This is a genomic window from Mucilaginibacter rubeus, from assembly GCF_014643835.1.
Classification (GTDB): domain Bacteria; phylum Bacteroidota; class Bacteroidia; order Sphingobacteriales; family Sphingobacteriaceae; genus Mucilaginibacter; species Mucilaginibacter rubeus.
Genome location: NZ_BMKD01000007.1, coordinates 245,200 through 262,012 on the forward strand (window position 1 = coordinate 245,200; position 16,813 = coordinate 262,012).

Here is a 16,813-nt window from a genome sequence, read left to right on the forward strand (position 1 = left end):
TTTCGCCCTGATTTTGTGAAAAAGAGTAATCAAACCTTATTAAATAAAACTGCTGTGCCCATACTACAGGTTGGAGGAAAAACCCTTACGCTGGATGATTTTTACCAGGTAATTTTTAATAGTGCTACGATTGCTCCTGACGAACAGGCACTGCAAAAGGTAGAAGCCAGCTTTAATTTTCTTGGCAATTTTTCATCCAACAAGCTTATTTACGGCATTAACACCGGCTTTGGCCCAATGGCGCAATACAAGGTGAGCGATGAAAACCGTTTGCAATTACAGTATAATCTCATCCGCAGCCATGCTTCGGGCGGTGGCAGTTTGATGCAGCCCCAGTTGGTAAAAGCCCTGATGCTTGCCCGGCTTAACAGTTTTATGCAAGCCCATTCCGGTGTACACCCCGAACTGGTGAACCTGCTTGCCGAACTCATTAATAAAAACGTTACTCCCTGTATATTTGAACATGGCGGCGTAGGTGCCAGCGGCGACCTGGTACAATTAGCACACCTGGCATTAGTACTTATTGGCGAAGGCGAGGTGATTTACAACGAAAAAGTACAACCAACAGCTTCTGTTTTTGAACAGCTAAATATCAAACCTCTCCAAATCCATATCCGTGAGGGACTGGCTATTATCAACGGCACTTCGGCTATGACGGGGATTGGTCTGCTGAACATCATCCGCGCAAAAAAATTGTTGGGCTGGTCGGTAATGCTTTCAGCAATGATCAACGAGGTTGTGGGCGCTTTTGATGACCATTACTCGCACGAGCTAAACAGGGTTAAACATCACAAAGGGCAAAATGCTATTGCCACGCAATTGAGGGAAATCCTGAAGGATAGCCAAATGACCCGTAGCCGCTCTGAGCACTTATATAATCCCGAAAATATCGATCAGGAGGTTTTTGAGGATAAAGTTCAGGAATACTACTCGCTTCGTTGTGTAACGCAAATTCTCGGTCCGGTGTATGATACCATTGCCCAGGCAGAGCATGTGGTTGTTGATGAGCTTAACTCGGTAAACGACAACCCGGTTATCGATCATGAAAGTCACAATATTTTCCACGGCGGTAATTTTCATGGTGATTATGTATCGCTGGAAATGGACAAACTCAAGATAGCTGTTACCCGTTTATCGATGCTATCAGAAAGGCAGTTGAATTATTTACTGAATGATAAGCTGAACCAGAAGTTTCCGCCGTTTTTGAATTTAGGTGTATTAGGCTTCAACTTCGGAATGCAGGGAATGCAGTTCACGGCTACCTCAACCGTTGCCGAAAACCAAACCCTTTCGTACCCCATGTACGTACACAGTATCCCAAACAATAATGATAACCAGGATATTGTAAGCATGGGTTGTAATGCGGCATTGTTAACAAAAAAAGTGATCGATAACAGTTTCGAGGTACTGGCTATCCAGGCTATGACGCTGCTGCAGGCTGTCGATTACCTTGATTGCGCAAACAAGCTATCTACCCAAACCAACAAAGTTTATACCGGCTTGAGGGCTATATTCCCTACATTTATTGAGGACAAACCCAAATACCAGGATCTGCAGCAAGTAAAAGCTTATTTTGAAACGGCCGAAATATTTCCTGAATTTATTAAACCTTTTAACACCAAAAATATCATATGAAATGTGCATTAGTAACCGGCGGCTCAAGAGGAATTGGCAGGGCCATTTGCTACAAAATGGCCGCTATGGGTTATTATGTACTGGTTAACTATAAAGGCAACATCGACGAAGCCAACAATACCCTCGCCCAGATCAGGAAGAATGGCGGCGATGGCGAGCTGTTGCAATTTAATGTTGCCGATAAGAACGATATCCAACAAAAATTAGGCAGCTGGATAGAAACCAATACCGAAAAGTACATTGAAGTTTTAATAAACAACGCCGGCGTTAAAGACGATGGCCTGATGATGTGGATGACGGACCAGCAATGGGATGGGGTAATAAATACGAGCCTAAGTGGCTTCTTTTACGTTACGCGTTTAGTCCTTAACGGAATGCTGGTTAAAAAATACGGCCGGATTGTGAACGTGGTTTCGCTTTCAGGGTTAAAAGGCTTGCCGGGACAGGTGAATTATTCGGCAGCCAAAGCAGGTGTTATCGGTGCAACTAAGGCATTGGCGCAGGAGGTTGGTCGCAGGGGGATTACGGTAAATGCTGTAGCACCGGGGTTCATTGCTACCGATATGACTGCCGGGCTTGATGAAAAGGAACTGAAAGCGATGGTGCCATTAAAAAGATTTGGCACACCGGAGGAGGTTGCTCATGCGGTAGGCTTTCTGGCTTCGCCGGAAGCGGCTTATATTACGGCGGAGGTGCTTTCGATAAATGGAGGGTTGTATTCGTAAAGAAAACGAAAACAAAGCTACCGCCGCCGCTCGGCTCCAGCCGAGTGGCAACTATCGAGCGGCCTCTGGCCGCCGAAACTAAAATATAAGCTCGCGCTTGTTTGCAACGAGCGCTTAAACTGGGATAGCGTTTGTAACGCGCTAAAGGCGATGCAATCGCCAAACCATATGAAGCACACGTTGCAAACGTGCGCAAGAAAAGAAAGGCGGTGGCAAATTTTATTTGCGGGTAACAAACACAAGAGTAATTAACTCTTAATATAAATTTAATCATAAGCTATTAAGATACAGGTATTTTAATAGCCGAAATTTGAAACATTAAACGAGCGCTATACATACAAAAACCAGATTAAGTTCTATTTTTTTGTATTTTTATCACATTTTGTTGACTATGTACTATCAGTTTTTGCTCAAATATGAATAGGGTTGTGATAACAGGGATGGGTATCTATTCGTGTATTGGGAAAAATCTTGATGAAGTTAAGGAATCCCTTTATACCGGCAGGTCGGGCATTGTATATGATGCTATCCGTAAAGATTTTGGCTACCGCTCAGGGCTTACCGGCGCGGTTGAAAAGCCCAACCTTAAAGGTACGCTTGATCGCCGGGCGCGTATCATGTTGCCCGAGCAAGGCGAATATGCATATATAGCCACCACCGAAGCATTACAGCAGGCAGGTATCGATGCCGATTACATCGCCCAAACCGATGTAGGCATTTTATACGGTAACGACAGTACTGCCAAAGCTGTTATCGAAACCACAGATATCATCCGCGAGAAAAAAGACACCATGCTCATTGGTTCTGGTGCGGTTTTTCAAACCATGAACTCTACTGTTACCATGAACCTGGCTACCATATTCAAGCTGCGCGGTGTCAATTTTACCATCAGCGCGGCTTGCGCCAGTGGTTCGCATTCTATAGGTATGGGTTACCATCTTATCAAAAGCGGTATGCAGGACTGCATTATTTGCGGCGGCGCACAGGAACTCAGTCATTATTCAATGGGCAGTTTTGATGCGCTTTCGGCATTTTCTGTACACGAGGCCGACCCTGCTAAAGCCTCCCGCCCGTTCGATCGTGACCGCGACGGATTGGTTCCAAGCGGCGGAGCAGCTACTGTGATTTTGGAAAGCCTGGAATCGGCCCTAAAACGAGGCGCTACTATTTTTGGCGAGATTGTTGGTTATGGTTTTTCATCAAATGGGGGGCATATTTCAAACCCAACGGTTGAAGGGCCGGTACGCTCGTTGAATATGGCATTAAAAGATGCCGGTATACAGGCTTCTGAAATTGACTATATCAATGCTCATGCCACCTCTACCCCTGCCGGTGATGCCAGCGAGGCTAAAGCCATTGATGAGGTTTTTGGCGATTATAAGCCCCTGGTAAGTTCAACCAAATCCATGACCGGTCATGAGTGCTGGATGGCGGGTGCAAGTGAGATCGTTTATTCGATGCTGATGATGCAAAACTCGTTCGTGGCGCCTAACATTAACTTTGAAAACCCCGACGAGGATTCGGCGAAACTTAACATCGCTACCGAAACCGTCGATAAAAATATAGATACATTCCTGTCAAACTCGTTTGGGTTTGGCGGCACCAATTCGTCCCTGATTATTAAAAAATATATTTAAACTAAGCCATTATGCAAATTGAAGAGATCATAGAAAAAATCAACAGCTTCCTTGCCGAAGAATTTGAGGTTGATGCAGATAAAATGGTGCCCACAGCAAATCTGAAAGAAACCCTCGACCTTGACAGTCTTGATTATATCGACCTTGTTGTAGTAATTGAAAGCAACTTTGGGTTCAAAGTAAAACCCGAAGATTTTACGGGCATTGTTACCTTCCAGGATTTTTACGATTACGTACTATCGCGCGTACAACCTGAGGAGCTTGCATAATGCCCGCCTGGCAGGGAAAATCAAAAGGCAATACCCTTGGCTATCGCATTTTTGTAAGCGTTTTAAAAACAGCCGGTGTAATGCCGGCCTATTTTATGCTGAGGTTTGTGGCGCTTTATTACTTCCTGTTTTCGTGGCAAACATCAAAAGGAACATATTACTATTTCCACAAGCGGCTCGGTTTCGGCAAAGTAAAATCAATATTCAAGCTTTACCGCAACTATTACCTGTTTGGGCAAAGCATTATTGACAAAGTGGTGATCATGTCGGGTATTCCCAACAAATTCACTTTCAACTTTGACGGGATCGACAACCTACGGCAGATTGCCGCCATGAACAAGGGCGGATTACTGCTTAGCTCGCACATTGGCAGCTGGGAAATAGCAGGCGAACTGCTTGATCATATAAACACCCGCATTAACATTGTAATGTTTGATGGCGAAGACAGGCAGATCAAGCAATACATGGATTCGGTAACCGGCGAGCGGAAAATAAACATCATTGTCATCAAAAACGACCTGTCGCACATATTTAAAATAAACGCGGCATTTCAGAACAATGAGCTGGTTTGCATGCATGCCGACAGGTATATCGAGGGCAATAAAACCATAACAAGGGAGTTTTTAGGTGAGGATGCGAAATTCCCGGCAGGGCCGTTTGTAATGGCCGAAAAATTTAAAGCGCCGGTAACGTTTGTTTACGCACTAAAAGAAAGCGCGTTGCATTACCACTTTTTCGCCAGTCCGGTAAAGGATTATTCGGATTGGGGCAGAGGCAAAGGCATGGAACAACTGGCAAATGATTTTATAACCAGCTTTGAAAACAAGGTAAAAACGTACCCTGAGCAGTGGTACAACTATTATAATTTTTGGCAATGATCTTACCAACACAGGATATTTTACCGTTGATACCACAGCGGTCGCCATTTGTAATGATTGACAAGCTGTTGTCATCAACTGATGACAACACGGTAACCTCGCTTCAGGTAAAGGCTGATAACGTTTTGGTAAGCGATGGCGAATTAAGCGAAGCCGGACTGACCGAAAACATAGCCCAAACCGCCGCCGCTGGTGCCGGATATGCCGCTCAGCAATTAGGCAAACCTGTACAGCCGGGCTTTATCGGTGCGGTAAAAAACCTGGAAGTATTTGCTTTACCAAAAGTTGGCGATACCATAGAAACCGAAGTAAAAATTGAAAACCAGGTTTTCGATGTTACCATCATCAAAGGAAAAATTACTTGCAAAGGCATAACGATAGCCCAATGCGAAATGAAAATATTTATTCAACCACAATAATATCAACCATGAAAAAAAACGCAATTAAACTGAGTTTACTGATACTTTTATTAACCGCGTTCTTAAAACCGGCATCTGCCCAAACCAAAGCAGAGGTATTCGATAAAAAAACCCCGATAACCTGGTTAGGTATGGATTTTTCACAAATGAAATTCATTGGTTCGGAAGAAGCTTACAGACGGGAGGTGATCAATGCCGAATTTGTTGGCAAATACATCCCCCTATGGGAAAATTTCTTTCTAAAAGAACCTAAAAAATATAACCCAGCCAGGGCGGTTCACCGCGATACCGTTCATTTTGCAATGAATGTTACCGAAAAAGTTAACAACGCGCTTACCAAAAACTTCTTTGATACTGATCCCGGTCATTTCAAAACGCTGACCGAAAAAGATATTGATGCATTGATTAAAAACTATGATTTTTTAGGTAATAAAGGCATCGGTATGTTGCTGATTGTTGAAGGCATGGATAAAGGGCGGGCGCAAGGGGGCGCCTGGGTAACTTTTGTTGATATGGATAAGAAAACGGTTTTATATACCGTTTTCCGCACCGGCAACAGCCGTGGATTTGGTTTCAGAAATTACTGGGCACACCCATGGCCGGTAATCCTGGACGATTTTGGCGCTGATTTCGATCTTTTCAAAAAATACTAAGCCCTTAAGGTTTTGCAGCAATCGCTAATAAATACTATTGAGATTGAAGTCAAATTCAGTGACGTGGATATGCTGGGCGTGGTTTGGCATGGCAACTATATTCGATATTTTGAAGATGGCCGCGAGGCGTTTGGCAAGCAATATGGCCTGGGTTATATGGATGTATATAACGCGGGCTACGTTGTGCCTATAGTTAACGTAAATTGTGATTATAAGCGCTTTTTGCGGTACGAGGATAAGGTGATCGTCGAAACCACCTACACCCCTACCGAGTCGGCAAAGATCAATTTTACTTACAGGTTACTCAACGCCCAAACCGGCGAACTTATCGTTAAAGGATCGACAACACAGGTTTTTGTTCGCCGTGATAATTTTGAACTGCAACTTACCAACCCGGATTTTTTTCTGGATTGGAAACAACAACAAGGTTTGATATAACAGAACGCCGTGATGAAGAAGGTTTACCTTGTTGCCGATAATGTTTACTCGCCGTTAGGGGCTACCACCACTCAAAACTTTGAGCACCTGGTTAACGGCGTTTCAGGCGTGAGGCAACACGACGACAAAGCCCTGTCTGACGATCTTTTTTTCGCATCGCTATTTGAAAAAGTATATTTTCAAACCGATGAATACTGCACCAAATTCGAGCACCTTCTCATCGCTTCGTTAACCGAAACCTTACATGGAGTCGATAAAAATATATCCGATAAAAAAACTGTTCTGATTATTTCCAGTACCAAAGGCAACATCAGTCTGCTGGAAACGGAACAAGCGGGCCCTGAACTGGATGAGCGCATTGCCCTGCATTCATCAGCAAAAAAAATAGCCCGACATTTTGGTTTTGTAAACGAGCCAATAATAGTTTCACATGCCTGTATTTCCGGACTTGTTGCTATGATCACCGGGATGCGATTGATCCAATCAGGGCAGTACGACCATGCGGTTATAGCCGGGGCAGATGTGATTTCAAAATTTGTGCTTTCGGGCTTCCAATCTTTTCAGGCCGTTAGTCAGGGATTATGCAAGCCATTTGATGCAGATCGTGACGGTATCAATTTGGGCGAGGGCGCGGCTACGGTTATTCTATCGGCAGACAAACCAACCGGAGAAGCTATTGAATTAGTTTCGGGTGCAATAAGCAATGATGCCAACCATATTTCAGGCCCTTCACGCACCGGCGAAGAATTATATTACGCCATCAATAAAGCGATGGATGCTGCCGGTTTAAAGCCTGAGGATATTGATTTTATATCTGCCCATGGTACAGCGACCGTTTATAACGACGAAATGGAAGCAAAAGCTGTAACGCTGGCCGGTTTGCAGCATGTTCCACTCAATAGCCTGAAAGGTTTTTACGGGCATACTTTGGGCGCTTCGGGATTGATAGAGGCCATCGTTTCTGCTCAATCATTAAAGCAAAATACCATCATTCCTACCAAAGGCTTTAGCAAACAGGGCGGTGCTAACCCGGTAAACGTTTGCAGCCAATTGATATCAACGCCACTTAACCGTTGCCTCAAAATAGCCTCTGGCTTTGGGGGATGTAATGCAGCCATAATTTTAACCAAATCACAACAGGATATTTGATAATATGAACACAGAACAGGTAGATGTATTGGTAATAGGCGCCGGTCCGGCGGGCACGGTGGCCGCTTCTATCGTACACCAGGCAGGCTTTAAGGTAAAAATTGTAGAGAAACAGCTTTTCCCGCGGTTTGTGATTGGCGAAAGCTTGCTGCCACGATGCATGGAAGCGCTAACCGAAGCCGGCTTTGTAGATGCCATAAGCGAAAAAGGCTTTCAGCAAAAAAATGGGGCTAAATTTGTGAAAGATGGCAAGATCTGCGATTATCAATTTGCCGACCAATTCACTCCCGGCTGGAACCGGACCTGGCAGGTACCCCGTGCCGATTTTGATAAAACCTTAGCCGATACTGTTGAGAAAATGGGCGTTCCTGTTCATTACGAAACTACCGTTACTAATATTGTTTTCAACGGCCAAAACTCGGTAACTACTTTGGAGGATAAAGATGGAAATCAAACAGAGATTTCGGCTCGTTTTATCATCGATGGCAGCGGTTATGGCAGGGTGATCCCCAAACTATTTAACCTCGACAGGCCATCGACCCAAGTTCCGCGTAAGGCGCTTTTTGTGCATACGGTGGATAAAAAACGCTCTATGGCCGATGAGCCAAACCGCATTACCATCGTAGTGCATCAGCCTGGCGTTTGGATCTGGATCATTCCTTTCGCCAACGGTATTACCTCCTTAGGTTTTGTGGGCAATCCTGAGTTTTTTAAGCAACATGAAGGCTCCGACGAAGAGATTTTGCGTGGATTGATAGCGTCGCAACCATATTTCAGCGAGCGTTTTGAGGATGTGGAATTTACTTTCGCACCGAGAGTTTTGGAATCATGGTCGGCCACTACAGATAAGTTTTATGGTAATGGCTTTGTACTTACCGGTAACGTAACAGAGTTCCTTGATCCGATATTTTCATCGGGCGTAACGCTGGCTACGGTATCGAGCCAAACAGCAGCCAAACTGGTGATCCGCAAGCTTAACGGCGAAACTGTGGATTGGGATAAAGAATACATGCAGCACATGATGCAGGGTGTAAATACCTTCCGCTCCTACGTTACCGCATGGTATGAGGGCGTGCTCGACACGATATTTTTTGCCAATAACCAGGACCCGCTTGTTAAAAGTCAGATCTGCTCGGTATTGGCCGGTTATGTTTGGGACCTCGATAATCCGTATGTTAAAAATCACGAAACAGCTTTGCATAAACTGGCACGTACTATTACCCTAAGAGATTTAGTAGCAGCCGATAAAAGCTAAAGGCAGGATCATTTAACCATGTACGAATTGAAAAACAATAAATGAAAATTTTTCACACTAATTTTTACGTATTAATCGAATTACACGAATTGAATCAATTTAAGATTCGTGTAATTCGATTAATTGTGGAGCGCTTGCAAAGCATTTGTGTAGAAATTTTTCAGTATGAGATTAGTAAAACTATAAATTGAAGAACCAATATTACATATCAGCTCACTGCAGTATCAGCGATAACATTGTTCGTTATAATAACGAAGTCGTATTTGCGGGTACAGAGAATGATATTCCCGGTTTTTTTCTGTCGGTTTACCAGCATCTTGGGGTAAAATACCCTAAGTTTTATAAGATGGATAACCTGGCAAAACTGGGTTGGCTTACTGCTGAAGTTTTGCTGAAAGATTTCGACAAGGCGAAATATCAGCCGACTGACATCGGCGTGGTGTTAACCAACGCAAACTCCAGTCTTGATGCTGATAAGCGGTATTATGATTCGATGCAGGAGATAGCAAGCCCTGCATTATTTGTTTATACGCTACCCAACATTGTTATCGGCGAGATCTGCATCCGTCATCATTTTAAAGGCGAAAACGCTTTTTATATTTTTGACCGGTTTAATGCAGATTTCATAGCAAGTTACGTTTACAACTTGCTCGATATCAGGCAATTGAATGTTTGTATTTGCGGATGGGTGGAGCTGCTTGGCGATGAATATAAAGCAGTTTTGTTTTTGATAGAAAAGGACGGTGTAATGCCCTTCAAAACAGAAAATATTAATAAAATTTACAACCCCACCCAAACCCTCTCCGAAAAGGAGGGCTTTTAAAAATGTGTTTTTTTAAGTCTCCCCTACCGGGGGAGATTTAGAGGGGGTAATTATAAAACTTACAATATGGATAAATTAATGGCCGATCTGAAAGAGCAGATCATTGAGCAGTTGAACTTACAGGATGTAAAGCCGGAAGATATCGGTGATGACCAGCCGCTTTTTGGTGATGGCCTTGGTCTGGATTCGATAGATGCCCTGGAACTTATTGTACTGCTGCAGCAAAAGTATAAAGTAAAACTTTCTAACGCTGAAGACGGCCCTAAAATCTTCCGCTCAGTGCGTACCATCGCCGAATTTATTGAAAGCACCAGGATCCCGAACGCCTAAACAATGGAGCAACCTGTTTTTATAGCCGGCCTTGGGGTAATTTCGGCCATAGGTAATACTGTGGCTCAAAACCTGCTGTCGCTTGAGCAGGAAAAAACGGGCATTGCCCCTATCCAATACCTTGATACTGACCACCGGGATGAGTTTCCGGTTGGTGAGGTTAAACTGAGCAATGCTGAACTTGCGGAATTATCGGGATTTAAACATGGTATCAGTCGCACGGCTATGCTAAGCTTAATTGCCGCTAAAGAAGCTTTAGCCGACACCGAACTTGCTAACCTTGCAGGACTAAGAACAGGTTTTGTCTCAGCCAATACCGTCGGCGGCATGGATAAAACAGAAGATTTTTTCAGGGACTTTTTAGACGATAACACCAAAGGCAGATTACGCAATGTCATTAATCACGAGTGCGGGGCCATTACCAATTTAGTTGCCGATCAGCTGGGTATAAGGCATTATGTAAGCACTATTAGCACGGCTTGTTCTTCATCGGCTAATGCCATTATATACGGCGCAAGGCTTATTAAAAACAACATACTGGATGTGGTTATTGCCGGCGGTACCGATGCACTTACCCGCTTTACCCTCAACGGTTTTAACACCCTCATGATATTGGATAAACAGCCCTGCCAGCCTTTTGATGCCAACCGCCGTGGCCTTAATCTTGGTGAGGGTGCAGGGTATGTGGTGCTGGTATCTGCGCGAATAGCATCATCGCTTAAAAAAGAGATATATTGCACCTTCGGCAGCTATCATAACGCCAATGATGCCTATCATCAAACGGCTTCATCGCCCGAAGGAACCGGATCATTGTTGGCCATGGAAGGCGCGCTTAAAAAAAGTGGCTTACAGCCTGCCGATATCAGTTATATTAACCTGCATGGTACAGGCACACAAAATAATGATAGTTCAGAAGGCACAGCCATCAGCAAGCTATTTGCAGGACATTCTCCAAAAATGAGCTCTACTAAAGCATTCACGGGGCACACGCTCGGAGCAAGCGGCGGCATTGAAGCCGTGTTTTCAGCATTGGCGGTGCGGCGCGGTTTGATATACCCTAATCTGAGGTTTGAAACGCAAATGGACGGCTTTCCTTTTACACCGGAGACCCATTTTTCAACGCAGCCGGACGTCAAACACGTATTATCTAACTCTTTTGGGTTTGGCGGAAATTGTTCATCATTAATATTTTCAAAACTATAGGCGATGTACATCAGGGCAGCAAGCAATATATCGCCACAAAATACCTTCGGTAATCAGCGGTTCCTTTCAGAACTGGCAGGATATACCGGCGACGGGCTCACCTGTATTGAACCGGATTATAAAGCCCTGATCGATCCAAAAATCATCCGCCGCATGAGCCGAATCATTAAAATGGGTGTTGCTGCCGGGATGGATTGCCTGCAACAAGCCGGAGTCAACGCGCCGGATGCTATCATCACCGGAACGGCTTACGGCTGCCTGGAAGATACCAATACCTTCCTTACTAAAATGGTGCAGCAAAACGAGGAAGCGCTATCCCCTACCGCGTTTATCCAATCCACCCATAATACCATCAGCGCGCAGATAGCCTTACTGCTGCAATGTCATCAATACAACAACACCTTTGTAAATGGCGGCGCTTCGTTTGAAAACGCCCTGCTTGATGCTATGATGCTTTTGTATGAGGGCGAAGCGGCCAATGTACTGGTTGGCGGTATCGATGAAATCACCACTAATAGTCATGCTATTTTAAAGCGCATGGGCTTATATCGCCGGGAACAGGTATCAAACTTTGATCTGCTTAATACTCCCGGCAAGGGGACAATGGCTGGCGAAGGATCCGCGTTTTTCATGTTGAGCAGGGAAGCCTCGGATAATGACTGGGCTAAAATTGATGGCGTATCCAGCTTTTATAAACCGCGCAACACCGCCGAAATAAAACAACAGATCAGCATTTTTTTGCAAAGCCAAAACGCCAATATCCATGAGATTGACCTGGTAATAACCGGTAATAACGGTGATTTAAAAAATGATGCCGTTTATGAGCAATTGCTAAAATATGATTTTGCTAATGCGCCTGTTATCAATTACAAAGCCCTCTGCGGCGAATATCCAACCTCATCGGCATTTGCAACGTGGCTGGCGGCGCATGAAATCAAAGCTGGGGGCTGTTCATTTGTACCTGAAAGCGACCAAACTTCGTTAAAAAAGGTATTGATCTATAATCATTACCAAAATATCCACCACTCGTTAATCCTGCTTTCGGCATGTTAAATTTCAGGAATACCAATATCCTTTTTGCCGGGCTGCTGGGGTTGATAATCTGGCAGGATATTACAGAAGGGGTATCCTGGTGGAGTTATCCAGTGTTGATTTTTATTTACTCGCTGATATTATTTTACGGGTGCTATTACATCGGCTCTAACTTTTTTATGCGGGTGATGTGCTCACTCAAAACCAACAAAAAGATCATTGCCATTACTTTTGATGATGGACCTGACACTACAGCCACTCCACAGATTTTGGAGATTTTAAGGCAACATAACACCCCGGCAGCATTCTTTTGTATTGGTAATAGAATATCCGGAAATGAAACCATCCTGAAACAAATTCACGAAGAGAGCCATATCATCGGGAACCATAGTTTTTCGCACCATTTCTGGTTCGATCTGTTTTCTTCCGCCAAAATGCTGGATGATATGCTTCAGACCAATCAATCAGTAAGGCAGACGATTAACTTAAGTCCACTGTTGTTCCGCCCCCCTTACGGGGTGATCAACCCCAACCTCAAAAAAGCCATTTTAAAAAGTAGGATGGTGCCCATAGGCTGGAGCGTGCGGTCCATGGATACCATTATTAACGATCCTAAAAAACTATTAAATAAGATAACCCGCTGTTTAAACCCCGGCGCTATTTTCCTGTTTCATGATACGGGAGCTGCAACAATTTCGGTATTGCCCCTGTTTATTGAACATGCCAAAGCACAGGGATACGAAATAGTACGACTGGATAAAATGCTAAATTTGCAGGCTTATGCGTAGATTGATTGAAAATAAAATATTAAAAGCTGAAGCAGGGGCTGTGCGATTCCCTCCCTCGGGAGGGTTTAGGGAGGGGTTTCATCAGCGTTTAACCCCTACCTCCTCCTTCCCCAAGGAAGGAATCGCGCGGGCCGCCACACTTTTATCATGTACTAAGTCTCTGTTGATTCTTTTGATAATCACCTGCGCGGCCATCTCTGCCCAAGCCCAGCACGCAGGTTATACCCAACTATCTGATCTTACCAAATTCAAACAGCAGTTTGCCGAAGTTGCTGCAAAAACAAACAGCATTAAAAGCGATTTTACCCAGGATAAAAATCTGAGCATGCTTTCAGAAAAGATCACCTCTAAAGGCAAATTCTGGTACCGCAAGCCCAATATGCTGCGGATGGAGTATACCCAGCCATTCAGCTATCTCATGATCCTGAACAAGGACAATGTGTACATTAAAGATGGACAAAAAGAAAACAAGGTATCCACCCGCTCCAACAAAGTATTTAAGCAGATCAACAAAATCGTTGTCGATTGTATACAGGGAACGGCACTCAATAGCGGCGATTTTAAATCGGCGGTATACGAAAACAAGGGCACCTATTTAGTTTCTCTATCCCCTGTCAATAAACAACTGAGTGACTTTTTCAAAACCATCGAGATCACTGTTGATAAAAAAGATTATTCGGTAAACACCATCGAAATGCTGGAAGGTACGGGCGATAGCACTACCCTGCATTTCACCAATAAAGAGATCAATGCCAATATCCCGGATGCGTTTTTTGCTATTAAGTAGCTGCCTGCTAATGCTGGCTGGCTGCTCATCGGTTTACAAAAACCTGAAGCCGACCGAAGGCAATGTACGCGAGATCAAAAAATTCGCGCCCGATTTTACCAATGTGCTTTATAAAACCGGGGTAGATGTAATTGGCGGGCATCATTTAAGCGGCCTGTTGCTGATTAAAACCCTACCCGATAAAAGCGTACGTATGGTATTCAGCAATGAGATGGGTTTTAAATTCTTTGATTTTGAATTTAAACCCGACGGCGGCTTCAAGGTGTATTATATCATAAAGCAAATGGATAAACGCCCGGTGATCATCACCCTGCAAAAAGACTTTGAACTGGTGATGATGCGTAAGCAAAACCCCGAAACAGGTTATATGCGCAAAGATGATAACTATCTGTATTATGTTTTCCCGCAGGAAAAAGGCGCCAACTATTACATCACCAATAAAACCGGAACAGAGCTAATCCGCATGGAACGCTCATCCGACAGGAAACCCGTGGTGCAGGCCATTATGCATGGCTTTCACAATGGCATCCCTGATACCATTGGCATCAGCCATAAAAACTTTAAATTTAATATCGGTCTTAAACGTTTGGAAAGATAGATGCTCAACAATACTTTTTTCAGTTTTACCACTCCCACAACTGATGGCGATTTGCTCAAAACAACCATCAGCCTTAACCCTGCGCATGATATTTTTAAAGGGCATTTCCCAGGCAATCCCATTGTGCCGGGTGTGTGCATGATGCAGATGGTCAAAGAGATTCTGGAAAATCAGCTCGGCAAAAAGTTAAGACTTGTTAAGGCTGATAGTATCAAGTTTCTGTCGTTCATCAACCCTAATGAACACCCCCAGGTTGGGTTGGAGATAAAGATGAGTACCGTTGATGAGCAGGTTAAGGCAGATGCGCAACTGGTAAATGAGGGGATTGTGTTTTTGAAGTTTAAGGGAGTATTCTCTTAAAAATAAAATTGTCATTTCGAAACGAGGAACGAGTGAGAAATCTTATACGCCTTGTTTAGCGAATGACCAGTCCGGCCATGCATGGTGTACAAGATTTCTCTTTCGCCCCGGCGCACCATCCCCACAGCTCTATCGAAATGACATTTTTTTTAGATTTTATATCAATTCTGCGCAACAGTCTTCGCGCTTTTTCCTAACCTAATGGCTGCCAATAAATAGTAAAAAGCACCAAAAGCCGAATATCCTGCCAAATTCGCAATCCCCATATTAGGCGAGTGCGCCATTGCTATAAATGACACACCGGCAAGCATAGATTGCCCCCCACTTAATATCATTGGCCATTGGCCGCCAAACTCTTTACGTCTTTTTAAGCCCAATACCAATTGGATTAATCCTGTTAACAAAGCCCATCCGCCAAATACAATTAACGCGGCAGGCACTCCTTTGGTTATAGCAAAACCTACCGACAGGGTTGTAACGATGCTAATAGCAGCGTTTACATATTGCGGTGTTACCGATGTTCCGTTGCCTTGATTAGCACGGATATCAAGGAATGTACCTACAACATCCCATAACGGATAGATCACAAGCAGTATGGTTGCTGCGGTAAATGAAGTTTTAGCCAATAACGATACCAATATTACCCAGGTAACTGAAAATGCTACCCTTGTAAAATAAAGCTTACGCAACTCGCGGGCTGTATTAGCCGCGGCTGAAGTTTCTATGATCAATGTTTTATTTGCTGACATGACTTTAAATTTTTATTTCGTTTTGTTTGATGAAGCAAAGTTGGGCACAAAACGTGGCGGCAATTTTCACTTAGGTGAAAATCGGGAGGGGCATTTGTCAGCAGAGTTTCGTTTTTAAGGCTTTTGCTGTGATAGTCGCTTCTTGATGCGGGTAAGAGATGGGTTTTTAATGCCCAAATAAGATGAAATATGATATGCGGGAATGCGGCTTACGATATTGGGATGCTGCGTTATCATTTTCAAATAACGCTCTTCGGCTGTATTAAATAAAAACTCTTCGGTACGGGCTTGCGATTGGTTAAAGAATAATTCGGCAACCAGGCGACCGAAGCGTTGCCAGCCGGTTGGCGTGGAGTAAAGATATTGAAGATCATTATAGTTGATGGAGATGATCTCGGCATCCTCCATCGCCTGGATATAATATGCGCAAGGGTATTGATTGATAAAACTGCGGAATGATACCAGGAACTGCCTTTCCGAAAAAAAGTAGATGTTCTTTTCTTCCTGCGTTTCGGGGTGTACGTAGTAGATCCGGAATAGACCTTTGTTAATAAGCGCAAGATCGGTACATACAATGTTCTGCATGTTAAAAAAATCGCCTTTCTCAATTTTACGGGTGCGCCAATACGGCAAGCTAACCGCCACATCGTTTTCAGACATACCGGCAAAATTGCCAAGAAGTTCGTTTAATACCTGTTGCTTATCGGCCATAACTAACAAAGTGCAATAAGGTTAAATATCGGCACAAAAAATCATACTAATTTTCACCTGGGTTAAAAACAACTGATTTTATTTTCTTATTTTACAATCAAACTAAATTGAATAAAAAACAATCATTAAATCAATCAACACAATGAAGCATATAAATACATCTCCCCATGTTAGTGAGTTTGATAGAGATCACCCTGTTCCTGACGGTTATTATATTGGCCGTTTCAGGTCCCCGGAAAAGAAAAAAGAAAGACAATAACATCAACACGGATGCCCTTCTGCGTTCCGAATACCACATTACCGAAAACGGGGGATTAGAACACGTAAAAAGTGAAATCTAATACCAAACCTACCTTCAGAAACATAATGAAAAT

General features: G+C 43.7%; 20 protein-coding genes. 18 read left to right on the forward strand and 2 right to left on the reverse strand.

Annotated features, from left to right (window positions below; all coding sequences use genetic code 11):
• The first annotated feature begins 54 nt into the window (after nucleotides 1–54).
• The 18 genes from flxA to IEX80_RS21995 all read left to right on the forward strand — a co-directional run bounded on the left by flxA (nucleotide 55) and on the right by IEX80_RS21995 (nucleotide 14,979).
• A complete protein-coding gene (gene flxA, locus IEX80_RS21910) occupies nucleotides 55–1,635 on the forward strand; it encodes a flexirubin biosynthesis tyrosine ammonia-lyase FlxA (protein ID WP_229701716.1) in 1,581 nt (526 codons plus the stop codon).
• Nucleotides 1,632–2,360: a flexirubin biosynthesis SDR family reductase FlxB gene (gene flxB / locus IEX80_RS21915; protein ID WP_176626484.1), complete on the forward strand. Its 729-nt coding sequence runs from the start codon at nucleotides 1,632–1,634 to the stop codon at nucleotides 2,358–2,360. The genes flxA and flxB overlap by 4 nt, the downstream gene beginning before the upstream one ends.
• A 416-nt stretch (nucleotides 2,361–2,776) precedes the next feature.
• The gene (locus IEX80_RS21920; protein WP_188834145.1) at nucleotides 2,777–3,997 is read left to right on the forward strand and encodes a beta-ketoacyl-[acyl-carrier-protein] synthase family protein; all 1,221 of its coding nucleotides are present in this window, start codon (nucleotides 2,777–2,779) and stop codon (nucleotides 3,995–3,997) included.
• A gap of 11 nt (nucleotides 3,998–4,008) precedes the next feature.
• Nucleotides 4,009–4,266 carry an acyl carrier protein gene (locus tag IEX80_RS21925; protein ID WP_090533577.1) on the forward strand — a complete coding sequence of 86 codons (258 nt, stop codon included), beginning with the start codon at nucleotides 4,009–4,011 and terminating at the stop codon, nucleotides 4,264–4,266.
• Complete coding sequence (locus tag IEX80_RS21930; RefSeq protein ID WP_090533575.1) at nucleotides 4,266–5,144, forward strand: lysophospholipid acyltransferase family protein; 879 nt, start codon at nucleotides 4,266–4,268, stop codon at nucleotides 5,142–5,144. The genes IEX80_RS21925 and IEX80_RS21930 overlap by 1 nt, the downstream gene beginning before the upstream one ends.
• On the forward strand, nucleotides 5,141–5,563 hold the full coding sequence (locus IEX80_RS21935; protein WP_090533573.1) for a hotdog family protein: 423 nt from the start codon (nucleotides 5,141–5,143) through the stop codon (nucleotides 5,561–5,563). The genes IEX80_RS21930 and IEX80_RS21935 overlap by 4 nt, the downstream gene beginning before the upstream one ends.
• Nucleotides 5,564–5,571: 8 nt before the next feature.
• A complete protein-coding gene (locus IEX80_RS21940) occupies nucleotides 5,572–6,216 on the forward strand; it encodes a hypothetical protein (protein ID WP_090533571.1) in 645 nt (214 codons plus the stop codon).
• A gap of 12 nt (nucleotides 6,217–6,228) precedes the next feature.
• Nucleotides 6,229–6,654 (forward strand): acyl-CoA thioesterase, encoded by a 426-nt coding sequence (locus IEX80_RS21945; RefSeq protein WP_217633217.1) that lies wholly within the window; start codon nucleotides 6,229–6,231, stop codon nucleotides 6,652–6,654.
• A 12-nt stretch (nucleotides 6,655–6,666) separates the two neighbouring features.
• Nucleotides 6,667–7,803, forward strand: a complete 1,137-nt coding sequence (locus IEX80_RS21950) for a beta-ketoacyl synthase N-terminal-like domain-containing protein (protein ID WP_188834146.1) — start codon at nucleotides 6,667–6,669, stop codon at nucleotides 7,801–7,803.
• 4 nt (nucleotides 7,804–7,807) lie between these two features.
• Nucleotides 7,808–9,058: an NAD(P)/FAD-dependent oxidoreductase gene (locus IEX80_RS21955; RefSeq protein WP_090533564.1), complete on the forward strand. Its 1,251-nt coding sequence runs from the start codon at nucleotides 7,808–7,810 to the stop codon at nucleotides 9,056–9,058.
• Nucleotides 9,059–9,245: 187 nt separating this feature from the next.
• The gene (locus IEX80_RS21960) at nucleotides 9,246–9,881 is read left to right on the forward strand and encodes a hypothetical protein (protein ID WP_090533563.1); all 636 of its coding nucleotides are present in this window, start codon (nucleotides 9,246–9,248) and stop codon (nucleotides 9,879–9,881) included.
• 66 nt (nucleotides 9,882–9,947) lie between these two features.
• Complete coding sequence (locus IEX80_RS21965) at nucleotides 9,948–10,211, forward strand: phosphopantetheine-binding protein (protein WP_090533560.1); 264 nt, start codon at nucleotides 9,948–9,950, stop codon at nucleotides 10,209–10,211.
• Nucleotides 10,212–10,214: 3 nt separating this feature from the next.
• Entirely contained in the window at nucleotides 10,215–11,414 is a 1,200-nt protein-coding gene (locus IEX80_RS21970) for a beta-ketoacyl-[acyl-carrier-protein] synthase family protein (protein WP_188834147.1), read from the forward strand.
• Nucleotides 11,415–11,417: 3 nt separating this feature from the next.
• Complete coding sequence (locus IEX80_RS21975) at nucleotides 11,418–12,467, forward strand: beta-ketoacyl synthase chain length factor (RefSeq protein ID WP_188834148.1); 1,050 nt, start codon at nucleotides 11,418–11,420, stop codon at nucleotides 12,465–12,467.
• A complete protein-coding gene (locus tag IEX80_RS21980; protein ID WP_188834149.1) occupies nucleotides 12,461–13,234 on the forward strand; it encodes a polysaccharide deacetylase family protein in 774 nt (257 codons plus the stop codon). Before IEX80_RS21975 ends, IEX80_RS21980 begins: the two co-directional genes overlap by 7 nt.
• Before the next feature lie 163 nt (nucleotides 13,235–13,397).
• Nucleotides 13,398–14,021 (forward strand): flexirubin biosynthesis/transport protein LolA2, encoded by a 624-nt coding sequence (lolA2, locus tag IEX80_RS21985; RefSeq protein WP_229701717.1) that lies wholly within the window; start codon nucleotides 13,398–13,400, stop codon nucleotides 14,019–14,021.
• Nucleotides 13,999–14,619 carry a flexirubin biosynthesis protein LolB2 gene (gene lolB2, locus IEX80_RS21990; protein ID WP_188834150.1) on the forward strand — a complete coding sequence of 207 codons (621 nt, stop codon included), beginning with the start codon at nucleotides 13,999–14,001 and terminating at the stop codon, nucleotides 14,617–14,619. The genes lolA2 and lolB2 overlap by 23 nt, the downstream gene beginning before the upstream one ends.
• On the forward strand, nucleotides 14,620–14,979 hold the full coding sequence (locus tag IEX80_RS21995; RefSeq protein WP_188834151.1) for an ApeI family dehydratase: 360 nt from the start codon (nucleotides 14,620–14,622) through the stop codon (nucleotides 14,977–14,979). It begins immediately after the preceding gene.
• Between the two features lie 161 nt (nucleotides 14,980–15,140).
• On the opposite strand, the gene IEX80_RS22000 is transcribed toward IEX80_RS21995, so the two are convergent.
• Both IEX80_RS22000 and IEX80_RS22005 read right to left on the reverse strand, forming a co-directional pair.
• Entirely contained in the window at nucleotides 15,141–15,728 is a 588-nt protein-coding gene (locus IEX80_RS22000) for a DUF308 domain-containing protein (RefSeq protein ID WP_188834152.1), read from the reverse strand.
• Nucleotides 15,729–15,842: 114 nt separating this feature from the next.
• Nucleotides 15,843–16,439 carry a Crp/Fnr family transcriptional regulator gene (locus IEX80_RS22005; protein WP_090533545.1) on the reverse strand — a complete coding sequence of 199 codons (597 nt, stop codon included), beginning with the start codon at nucleotides 16,437–16,439 and terminating at the stop codon, nucleotides 15,843–15,845.
• Nucleotides 16,440–16,813: the final 374 nt, after the last annotated feature.